General features: G+C 43.4%; 12 protein-coding genes, 1 pseudogene and 1 riboswitch. Of the genes and pseudogenes, 11 read left to right on the forward strand and 2 right to left on the reverse strand.

Going from position 1 to position 10,145, the window contains the following annotated elements:
* The first annotated feature begins 247 nt into the window (after nucleotides 1-247).
* The 11 genes and pseudogenes from argJ to ribH all read left to right on the forward strand — a co-directional run bounded on the left by argJ (nucleotide 248) and on the right by ribH (nucleotide 8,769).
* Nucleotides 248-1,441, forward strand: coding sequence for a bifunctional ornithine acetyltransferase/N-acetylglutamate synthase (gene argJ, locus JOC28_RS06655; RefSeq protein ID WP_205009916.1), 1,194 nt, complete (start codon nucleotides 248-250; stop codon nucleotides 1,439-1,441).
* A 9-nt stretch (nucleotides 1,442-1,450) separates the two neighbouring features.
* On the forward strand, nucleotides 1,451-2,188 hold the full coding sequence (gene argB, locus JOC28_RS06660) for an acetylglutamate kinase (RefSeq protein ID WP_205009917.1): 738 nt from the start codon (nucleotides 1,451-1,453) through the stop codon (nucleotides 2,186-2,188).
* 1 nt (nucleotide 2,189) lies between these two features.
* Nucleotides 2,190-3,317 carry an acetylornithine transaminase gene (locus JOC28_RS06665; protein ID WP_205009918.1) on the forward strand — a complete coding sequence of 376 codons (1,128 nt, stop codon included), beginning with the start codon at nucleotides 2,190-2,192 and terminating at the stop codon, nucleotides 3,315-3,317.
* 104 nt (nucleotides 3,318-3,421) lie between these two features.
* Nucleotides 3,422-3,580, forward strand: a pseudogene (locus JOC28_RS06670) (LysR family transcriptional regulator); the annotation flags it as partial.
* 23 nt (nucleotides 3,581-3,603) lie between these two features.
* Entirely contained in the window at nucleotides 3,604-3,804 is a 201-nt protein-coding gene (locus JOC28_RS10970) for a hypothetical protein (protein ID WP_386700887.1), read from the forward strand.
* Nucleotides 3,749-3,985 (forward strand): NAD(P)H-dependent oxidoreductase, encoded by a 237-nt coding sequence (locus JOC28_RS10730; RefSeq protein ID WP_239548904.1) that lies wholly within the window; start codon nucleotides 3,749-3,751, stop codon nucleotides 3,983-3,985. The genes JOC28_RS10970 and JOC28_RS10730 overlap by 56 nt, the downstream gene beginning before the upstream one ends.
* A gap of 83 nt (nucleotides 3,986-4,068) precedes the next feature.
* Nucleotides 4,069-4,923, forward strand: coding sequence for an aldo/keto reductase (locus tag JOC28_RS06680; RefSeq protein ID WP_205009920.1), 855 nt, complete (start codon nucleotides 4,069-4,071; stop codon nucleotides 4,921-4,923).
* 159 nt (nucleotides 4,924-5,082) lie between these two features.
* Nucleotides 5,083-5,295, forward strand: a riboswitch (FMN riboswitch).
* A gap of 167 nt (nucleotides 5,296-5,462) precedes the next feature.
* Nucleotides 5,463-6,533: a bifunctional diaminohydroxyphosphoribosylaminopyrimidine deaminase/5-amino-6-(5-phosphoribosylamino)uracil reductase RibD gene (gene ribD / locus JOC28_RS06685; RefSeq protein WP_205009921.1), complete on the forward strand. Its 1,071-nt coding sequence runs from the start codon at nucleotides 5,463-5,465 to the stop codon at nucleotides 6,531-6,533.
* Entirely contained in the window at nucleotides 6,518-7,123 is a 606-nt protein-coding gene (locus JOC28_RS06690; RefSeq protein WP_205009922.1) for a riboflavin synthase, read from the forward strand. The genes ribD and JOC28_RS06690 overlap by 16 nt, the downstream gene beginning before the upstream one ends.
* On the forward strand, nucleotides 7,123-8,295 hold the full coding sequence (ribA, locus tag JOC28_RS06695; protein WP_205009923.1) for a GTP cyclohydrolase II: 1,173 nt from the start codon (nucleotides 7,123-7,125) through the stop codon (nucleotides 8,293-8,295). Before JOC28_RS06690 ends, ribA begins: the two co-directional genes overlap by 1 nt.
* Before the next feature lie 12 nt (nucleotides 8,296-8,307).
* Nucleotides 8,308-8,769: a 6,7-dimethyl-8-ribityllumazine synthase gene (ribH, locus tag JOC28_RS06700; RefSeq protein WP_205009924.1), complete on the forward strand. Its 462-nt coding sequence runs from the start codon at nucleotides 8,308-8,310 to the stop codon at nucleotides 8,767-8,769.
* Nucleotides 8,770-8,817: 48 nt separating this feature from the next.
* Here ribH and JOC28_RS06705 read toward each other — a convergent pair whose 3' ends face one another.
* Nucleotides 8,818-9,513 carry an LrgB family protein gene (locus JOC28_RS06705; RefSeq protein ID WP_205009925.1) on the reverse strand — a complete coding sequence of 232 codons (696 nt, stop codon included), beginning with the start codon at nucleotides 9,511-9,513 and terminating at the stop codon, nucleotides 8,818-8,820.
* Nucleotides 9,514-9,528: 15 nt separating this feature from the next.
* Nucleotides 9,529-9,918, reverse strand: a complete 390-nt coding sequence (locus tag JOC28_RS06710) for a CidA/LrgA family protein (protein WP_205009926.1) — start codon at nucleotides 9,916-9,918, stop codon at nucleotides 9,529-9,531.
* Nucleotides 9,919-10,145: the final 227 nt, after the last annotated feature.

Here is a 10,145-nt window from a genome sequence, read left to right on the forward strand (position 1 = left end):
TGCAGCGTCTAGGTTGTGTCCGATAGGAACAACCGACTTGACGATGCCTTACGATAATTCTTGGTTTTTTGTTATCGTCCTCAAATAGTTCACTGGACTTTCGGCAAGTCTTAATTTTCAGTTGCCGACCTAAAACAATCCACTGGATTGTTTTACCCCCACTACCTAAGGAGACTATCAAAAAACAATAATCCCACAGCGGAAATGATTCAAATAAGTAAGTTATTAAAGTAGAAAAGAGTTTTATATGAAAGTTATTGATGGTAATATTGCGAGTCCTCTTGGTTTTTCGGCAGATGGGCTTCATGCTGGTTTTAAGAAATATAAGATGGATTTTGGTTGGGTTGTGTCAGAGGTGCCTGCTAGTGTGGCTGGTGTTTACACGACCAATAAGGTCATTGCTGCACCGCTGATTGTGACTAAGCAGTCTGTCAAAAAGGCTGGTAAGATGCAGGCAATCGTGGTTAATTCTGGTGTTGCTAATTCTTGTACGGGTGTGCAAGGGATGGACGATGCGTTTGAAATGCAGCAGCTGACTGCTGACAAGTTGAAGATTGAGCCTGACTTGGTGGGAGTGGCTTCGACTGGTGTCATTGGTGAATTGCTTCCTATGGATACCTTGAAAAATGGTCTATCTAAGATTGTGGTCAATGGTAATGCGGATGACTTTGCTAAGGCGATTTTGACAACGGATACGGGTGTTAAGACCATTGCCGTTACTGAAGATTTTGGACGTGATGTGGTGACTATGGCTGGTGTTGCTAAAGGGTCTGGCATGATTCATCCTAATATGGCAACCATGCTAGCCTTCATTACCTGCGATGCTAATATTTCCAGTGAGACCTTGCAGCTTGCCCTTTCAAATAATGTTGAAAAGACCTTCAACCAGATTACCGTAGACGGTGATACCTCAACCAATGACATGGTTTTGGTCCTGTCAAATGGTTGCACGCGCAACAAGGAAATCCTACCAGACACAGAAGATTTTGAGAAATTTAAAGCCATGCTAGAATTTGTCATGCAGGACTTAGCCAAGAAGATTGCCAAAGATGGCGAAGGCGCCTCAAAACTCATTCAAGTAGATGTGGTCAATGCTCCCAACCAGCTAGATGCTCGTATGATGGCAAAATCCGTTGTCGGCTCAAGTCTGGTTAAGACGGCTATTTTCGGTGAAGATCCCAACTGGGGACGTATCCTAGCAGCAGTTGGCTACGCAGGAGTAGATGTGCCTGTAGACAATATCGACATCAGTCTAGGCAATCTGCCTGTTATGCTTGCTTCTAGTCCTGTTAGCTTTGACGAGGAGGAGATGGGAGACATCATGCACTCAGATCAGATTACCATTACCGTTGATTTGCATGCTGGCAGTGAGACAGGAACTGCCTGGGGTTGCGACCTCTCCTACGATTATGTCAAAATCAACAGCCTTTACAGAACCTAAGGAGACCCTATGTCAGAAACAATCGTGATTAAAATTGGAGGCATTGCCAGTCAGAGTCTTACTCCAGAGATTTTGGAACAATTGCAGAGCTGGCATAAGATGGGGCACAAGCTCCTCATCGTTCATGGTGGAGGCATTGCCATTTCTCAAATCCTAGAAGAACACGGGCATGCCAGTCAAAAGTGCGATGGGCTACGCGTGACTAATCAAGAAGACCTGCCCTTGGTAGCTGAGGCTCTGCTCAATCGAATTGGACAGAATCTCGCTCACGAATTGACAGCAGCAGGACTTGATGTCAGTCAGGTCAGCTTGGAAGACCTAAAGACTGTATCGGCTGACTTTCTCAATAAGGAAAAATATGGCTATGTGGGTCAGGTGACTTCTCTTGATAAAAGCTACTATGACAAGCTCTTATCAGCTGACAAATTGCCGCTACTTGCTAGTCTAGCCTATACAGATGATGGGCAGTTGCTCAATGTTAATGCAGATTATCTGGCAAAAGCGCTAGCTATTAGTCTGCAGGCAGATCAGTTGATTTTGATGACAGATGTTAAGGGTGTCCTAGAAGATGGTCAGGTTCTAGTTCAGCTATTGACCAAGGAAATCCCAGCGAAAATCGAAGCTGGCATCATTACTGGGGGCATGATTCCCAAGCTAGAGTCGGCGGCTGAAACGGTGGCGGCAGGTGTCGGTCAGGTTCTGATTGGGGACAATCTGACGACGGGAACTGTGATTAGCGAGGTGTGAGATGAGCAAATTATTCAAGAACTACAAGAGGGCGGACATTGAGTTCGTCAAGGCAGAAGGCAACTACCTCTTTGACCAAGAGGGCAAGAAATATCTGGACTTTTCAACTGGAATCGGAGTTACCAATCTGGGCTTTCATCCGCAGGTAAGTGCTGCGCTAGAAAAGCAAGCTAGTAAGATTTGGCACACGCCTAACCTTTATCAGAATAGTCTCCAAGAAGAAGTCGCAGGCAAATTGATTGGTCAGATGGACTATCTGGCTTTCTTTGCTAACAGCGGGGCAGAAGCCAATGAAGCAGCTATTAAGATTGCTCGTAAGGCAACTGGCAAGCAGGAGATTATTAGCTTCGTCAATTCCTTCCACGGTCGGACTTTCGGCTCTATGTCAGCGACTGGACAGGACAAGATTAAGGAAGGGTTTGGGCAGGGTGTTCCGCATTTCAGCTATGCTATTTTTAATGACCTTGACTCAGTCAAACATTTGGTGACTGAGGACACAGCTGCGGTCATGCTTGAGCTGGTTCAGGGCGAGTCTGGTGTTCAGCCTGCGGATCCTAACTTTGTGACCGATTTGGCAGCTTATTGCAAGGAGCAGGGGCTCTTGCTTATGGTGGACGAGGTTCAGACTGGCATGGGGCGTACGGGTAAGCTCTTTGCCTTCCAGCACTACGGCATCCAGCCTGACATCTTTACCTTGGCTAAAGGTTTGGGAAATGGGGTGCCCGTTGGAGCCATGTTGGCTAAGTCAGAGCTTGGTGCAGCCTTTTCTTACGGCAGTCACGGCTCAACTTTTGGAGGTAACAAGCTAGCCATGGCAGCCAGCTCTGCAGTCTTGGATATCATGACAGAGGACTTCCTGGCTGACGCTTTAGAAAAAGGTCAGTATTTACAGACGAAACTGGCTGAAGCATTAGCTGGAAATCCCCATGTCAGTCAAGTCAGAGGACTGGGACTCATGATTGGGATTGAAACAGATTTGAATCTAGCTCAGTTAGTTCAAGCTGCGCGTGACAAGGGACTAGTTGTACTAACCGCAGGAGCAAACGTCATCCGCCTCCTCCCACCACTTACCCTCAGTCAAGAAGAAATCGACACAGGACTAGCTATCTTGAGTGATTTATTTGAATAGATGTGAGAACCAAACGCAAGTTTGGTTTTTCTATTTCCACCAATTTAGAAAGAGAGCGAAGCAATGGATTTTTGTTATAATAGACGAAAAAGTGAGGGAGGATTTTGGACAGTCGTGTTTTAGAATATTTTGTCGTGACGGCAGAGGAGGGCAATATCACTCGGGAAGCGGAGCGTCTCTTGATGACCCAGCCCACCCTTTCTCGTCAGCTCAAGGGCTTGGAGGAGGAACTGGGTGTTGCCCTCTTTAAACGCTCCAATCAAACCTCGACATCTTTGACTTTGAATTGACAGAAGAAGTCGAAGAACTTCGTGGACTTGATACTGGCAAGACCAAACATGACCCAGACTTCCAAATCGGTATTCAAAAAGAGCAAGAGCGTCTTTTGGCAGCTGACACTATCGTACTTGCCATCCCTTTTGGAACGCTGGATGGAGGAAACCTTCCAATTTGGTTTCTCACATGGTGCAGACAATTTTCAGCTTAAAGGCAAAAAATTGATTGCTTCAGTAACAACAGGAGCCCCTAAAGAAGCCTACAATGCTGACGCTTTCGTTGGATACGAGGTGGAAGATTTCCTTGCACCGATCAAAGTAACTGCAAAAATGGCAGAGCGTGCCCAAGAACACGGTCGCAAGGTTGTTGAGCTGGTCAAAACAAAACTGTAATATCAGCTCAGCTATTTCCAAAATCAAACCAAAAGACTAATCTGTTATAATAGAATTTGAAATAAACGATAAGAGGAGAAATCATGGAATTTGTAACCTTGAACAATGGCGTAAAAATGCCAAAACTTGGCTTGGGTGTCATGCAGATGACTGACCCAGTTGAGGCTGAAAATGCAATCGTAGCCGCACTTGAAATGGGCTATCCAATGATCGATACTGCCGCAGCTTATGGCAATGAAGATATCGTCGGTCGTGCCATCAAGCGTGCTAATGTTAAGCGTGAAGATATCTTTGTCACATCAAAACTTTGGGTGTCAGACATGTCTTACGAAGGTGCTAAACGTGGGCTTGAAAGCTCTTTGGATAAGCTTCAATTGGACTATATCGACCTCTACGTGCTTCACCAACCAATTGGTGACATCTATGGAGCTTGGCGTTACTTGACAGAAGCCTACAAAGAAGGCAAAATTCGTGCTATCGGTGTGGATAACTTCACTCAGGCAAAGTTGGTTGAGTTTATCAAGTTCAACGAGGTCAAACCAGCTGTTAACTTGATTCAAGCCAATCCTTACCACCAAAGACATGAAGACCAAGCAGCAATGGTTGCGCGTGACGTTCAAATGGTGGCATGGCAACCTTTCTCAGCAGGAGATGGTAACCTCTTTGAGCAACCTCTCTTGAAAGAAATCGCTGTCGCACACAATAAAACAGTTGCCCAAGTCATCCTTCGTTGGCTCTTGCAACGTGATGTGGTGACTATTCCAAAATCAATCAATCCAGAACGTATGGCGCAAAATCTTGCAGTCTTCGACTTTGAATTGACAGCTGAGGACATGGAAGCCATTAAGTCAATCGACCAAGGTGGCGGTTTTGCCCTTCCAGACAATGCCGATAACTTTGAACGTATCCTTAACATGTGGGAACAGATGTTTGGTTAAACTATCAAAATTAACATTTAAGAGCCATTTTGGACTTGCTTAGGCAGTCTAAAGTGGTCTTTTTTATACGTTTTTTCTCATTTGAGGAGAAAAATATGAAAAATATTGCATTTTTTCTTGACACTTTAATTTGTAAGTGTTATCATTTCTGTGAATTGAATATTTCTTCGGGGCAGGGTGTAATTCCCGACCGGCGGTGACTTTGTTAGTGATTGAGCTTATCAGCCTTCCTTCAATGATTTTGAGAGTTCTTAGTGAACTTAGTTGAAGAGTTGCTTAAGTGTATGTCATGAAATAAAGAAGTCCGCGAGCGCAAGCTGACCTAGTGAGATTCTAGGACCGACAGTATAGTCTGGATGGTAGAAGAAGTCAAATTGTCACGGAAAAGGACAGTCTTTTTGTGATAGCAAAAATAGGAAAATTTCCCTCAGGTTACATTTTAAGTTGCTAAGGGAGTCTTATTTGGCATAGTTTGATGATTGAAGCCCCGCTACCTCTGGTAGTGGGGTTTTTGGTTTATTTGGAAAGGAGCTGATAAGATGCATACGTATTTCATGGCGCAAGCTATTGCGGAAGCGAGAAAAGGTCTTGGAAGAACCCACACTAATCCCTTAGTGGGAGCTGTGATTGTTCAAGATGGCGATATTATCGCAAAAGGTGGACACTTAGAATTCGGCAAGGAACATGCAGAGAAAAATGCTCTGCTATCTTGCAAAACTCCTGAAAAACTATTCAATTCAACACTTTATGTAACATTGGAGCCTTGTAACCACTTTGGAAAACAGCCTCCCTGCAGTCAGGCGATTATTGAGGCTGGTATAAAGCAGGTGGTGATTGCCCAGCTTGATCCCAATCCTCTGGTAGCTGGTCAAGGGGTGGCATATCTAGAAAATCATGGTGTCGAGGTCACTTATGGGTGCTTGGAAGAGCAGGCTAGAGCCTTAAATCCCTTCTACAATCACTATTTTGAACATAAGAGGCCTTATATAACATTGAAACAGGCTATTAGTCTTGATGGCAAAATTGCTCTTCAGAATGAGAGGACAGCCATAACACATGAGGAGGCACTTGATCGTGTTCATTTGGAGCGAGCTTCCTATCAAGCGATTTTGATTGGAAGTCAGACAGCCCTGACTGATAATCCGAGTCTCCTTACAAGTGGGGCTTCCCTCTATCCTCCTGTTCGTGTCGTCTTGGATAGGCGAGGACGACTCTTGGAGCATCCTGATTTGAAGCTTTTTGAAAATAGCAGTGCACCGCTTTGGTTGCTAACAGATCAGGAACTTGAAAATCTTCCCCAGCATGTTCGACTGCTCAAGCCAGCTTCTTTTGAGATTTGTGATATCGTTGCTTGCCTCTACCAAGAAGGCATACAGTCGCTCTATGTTGAGGGCGGAGCAGAGGTTCATGATAGCTTTTTGGCAGCTGACCTTTGGGATGATGTGATAACTTACCTATCGCCTAAATTACTGGGTGGCAATAGCAGAGCAGCATTTTCAAGTCAGAGGTTGGGTCATCAGGTTACTGAGCTTTCTGATTTTGAGATTGAACAGCTAGGGTCAGACCTTCGCTTATACACCAGAAGGAGCGAGCGATGTTTACAGGATTGATTAAAGAACAAGGAAAAATCAGTAAAATTCAAAAGTCCAGTCACAGCATAAAACTTAGCATCAAGGCTAGTCATGATTTGTTAAGAGATTACGCTATTGGTGATAGTATGGCAGTAAATGGTGTTTGCTTAACCTGTGTTCAAAAGACTTCTAATCAATTTACAGTTGATATTATGCCTGAAACCTATAAACGTACCAGTTTTAGTCAGTTGAAAATTGGTAGTTTAGTCAACTTAGAACCTGCCATGTCAACTCAGGATCGTTTCGAGGGGCACCTGGTTTCTGGACACAGTGATGGTCTAGCTAAACTGATCAATCGCCATAAGGATGAAAATGCTCTGCTATTAAGCTTTAGCTATCCTAAGACTTTGAGAGGTCAGATTGTTAGTCAGGGGTCTGTTACTCTGAACGGTGTTAGTTTGACAGTTGTGGAGGCAAGTGAAGACCAGTTTTCAGTTTCTTTGATTCCACATACGGCTGCTGAAACGAATCTTACAGAGTTGAGAGCAGGAGCAGAGGTCAATTTGGAAACTGATATTTTAGCTAAGTATGTCAAGGCACAATTGGACTTACGAGGAGGTAAGTGGTAATGAAACGAATTCAAGAAGCTATTAAACAATTACAAGCAGGTGGTTTGATTATCGTTGTTGATGACGATGATCGTGAGGCGGAAGGTGACCTGGTTGGACTTGCCCAGTACGCTAGTCCTGAAACAGTTAACTTTATGACCAAGTATGCGCGTGGTCTTATCTGCGCACCTGTTTCTGAGGAAATTGCAGAGCGTCTGAATCTTAAGGCGATGACAAGTGACAATACGGATCCTCACGGAACAGCCTTTACGATTAGTGTTGATCATAGGACGTCAACAACAGGAATATCTGCATTCGAACGTGCCAAAACCATTCGTGAACTTGGAAATCCAGATAGTCAGGCAGGTGATTTTCTAAGACCTGGTCACATGTTCCCGCTAGTCGGTAGAGAAGGTGGAGTTCTTAAACGTCGAGGACATACAGAAGCCAGTTTGGATTTAGCTTATCTGGCTGGAACTAGTCAGGCAGCCTATATCTGTGAGATTCTCAATGATGACGGAAGCATGGCAAGAAAAGAGAGACTCTATCAGTTGGCAAAAGAGTGGAATCTACCCCTAATTGAAGTTGATGAGCTGGCTCGCTATATGGCTTTTCAAGATAGCCCCAAGGTGCAGCTGCCTTCGGAGCTCGGTGATTTTGAATTGAGATTATTCGAGGATGAAACTGGCAAAGAGCATCTCCTCTTATCCAAGGGTGATATAAGCTCTGAGCAAGACCTACTTGTTAGATTGCACTCGGAGTGTCTAACAGGAGATATCTTTGGATCGCACCGTTGTGACTGCGGTGAGCAGTTGTCAGCAGCGATGGCTAAGATTGAAGACGAGGGTCGTGGCGCCATTCTCTACCTTCGTCAGGAAGGTCGTGGTATTGGTTTGAAAAATAAGCTGCGCGCTTATCAATTGCAGGAAGAGGGTTTGGATACTTACGATGCCAATCTTGCACTAGGTTTTGAAGCAGATGCGCGTGATTATCAAATCGCAGCTGATATTCTAGATTTTCTAGGAATTGATAGTATCAAACTCATGACCAATAATCCTGAAAAACTCAGCCAACTTGAGGACAAAGGCATTACAATTACGGAAAGAATCCCACTGATAATGGCAGAGCATTCAGAAAATCAGGCCTATTTTCAGACCAAAAAAGACAAATTTCATCACCTATTAGAAGCTTAAGGAGTATTTATTATGACTACATTTGAAGGAAAATTTATCGGAAAAAATCTTAAAGTTGCTATCGTTGTAGCCCGTTTTAACGAATTTATCACCTCAAAACTATTGGGTGGAGCTCAGGATAGTCTGGTTCGAAATGAAGTAGATCCTGAAAATATCGACGTTTTCTGGGTGCCAGGTGCCTTTGAAATTCCATTTATCACACGTAAATTAGTTGACAGCGGTAAATACGATGGAGTGATTACACTGGGAAGTGTTATCAGAGGTAGTACTAGCCACTATGATTTGGTCTGCAACGAAGTCGCTAAAGGTGTGGGCCAAATCAATTTAAGCAGTCCAATTCCAGTCATGTTTGGTGTCATTACAACAGAAGACATTGAACAAGCTATTGAAAGAGCTGGATCAAAAGTCGGTAACAAAGGTAGTGAGTGCGCTCAAGGGCTACTTGAAATGATTAATCTCAGTCAACAGATTTAAGGAATGACAAAAGCTCCGAAGATTCGGAGCTTTTCAATTATAGAGTGTTTATTTTAAAATGATTTGTGCAACGATTGGGCTGATGACAACATACATGATACCAGTCACACCGATTGCCAGCCCAGCCATTGCTCCCTGGACCTGACCGTGACGCAGGGCAGCACCAGTTCCGACCGCATGACCAGTTCCCCCAAGGGCTAAACCGAAGGCAACAGGATCGTCGATTTTGAGGAATTTTAGAAAGCTTGGTCCGACAACGCTTGTAAAGATACCAGTCAGGACAACCACCACCAAAGTAACAGTTGTCATACCACCCATTTTTTCGCTAATTCCAATAGCCATAGCGGTTGTGACTGATTTTGGAAAGAGGGAAATCGCTAAAAAATAATCCATGCCAAAATATTTGGCAATCAGAGCAGTGTAGATGGTATTGATCAAGGTGGAAATGCTGATGCCAGCTAAGATAGAGCGATAGTGGTGCTTCATCAAGTGAAAATTACGATAGAGAGGAATGGCTAGCGCTACTGTCGAAGGGACAATAAGCATATTAAGATAGCTTCCACCGATATAATAGTCCTTATAAGAAATGCCACTGGCTTTCAGAAAGACAATAATCATGATTGTCGCTAAGAGTAGTGGAGTTGTCAGTGGATTTGGAAAGCGTCGATAAAGTAGCATTCCCAAAAAATAGGCGAAAATAGATAGAGTCAATCCAAAAATAGGATTACTTGTTAAATCAGACATCCTGTACTCCTTTTACTATGATATGTTATTCTTACTTTTTGAGCTATCTTCATAATCACCCTCATATTTTTTCTTGATATAGGAAACCACTAGAGCAATAACAGCTATATTCAAAAAGAGGGCACCGAAGGTAATTAGAAGGATAGGGAGTAGATTTGGCGCAATAACATCAAATTTCTCCATAATACCAACCCCAGCTGGTAGAAAGAGGATGGTCATGTTAGCCAGGAGAAATTCTCCCACAGTAAAAATCTGTCTGAGTCTAACCCATTTTAATTGCAGAGCTATAAAGAGTAGAATGAGCCCGATGATTGAGCCAGGAATTGGTAGATTAAATACGCTCGAAATTCCTTCTCCCAGAAGAGAGAAGAAAAGAATAATCATCAGTTGGACATAAAGTTTCATGCGATTTCTCCTTTATTAATCAGCACTACTAGTGTACTACTATCCAAAAGATTTTCAAGCTTTACTGAAAAATTTCTGAATTTCAAAATAAAAAGAGCGAGGCAGAAATGATTCTGTCTCGCTCTTTTTAATGGCTCTATAATTTTCTACCATTTGTCAAGTATATCAATGCTTTAAGCCCAAAAATAATATCAAGACAGTAGCCGTTACGTGGTTATTGTCTTATT

Source organism: Streptococcus loxodontisalivarius (genome assembly GCF_016908645.1).
Taxonomy (GTDB): Bacteria; Bacillota; Bacilli; order Lactobacillales; family Streptococcaceae; genus Streptococcus; species Streptococcus loxodontisalivarius.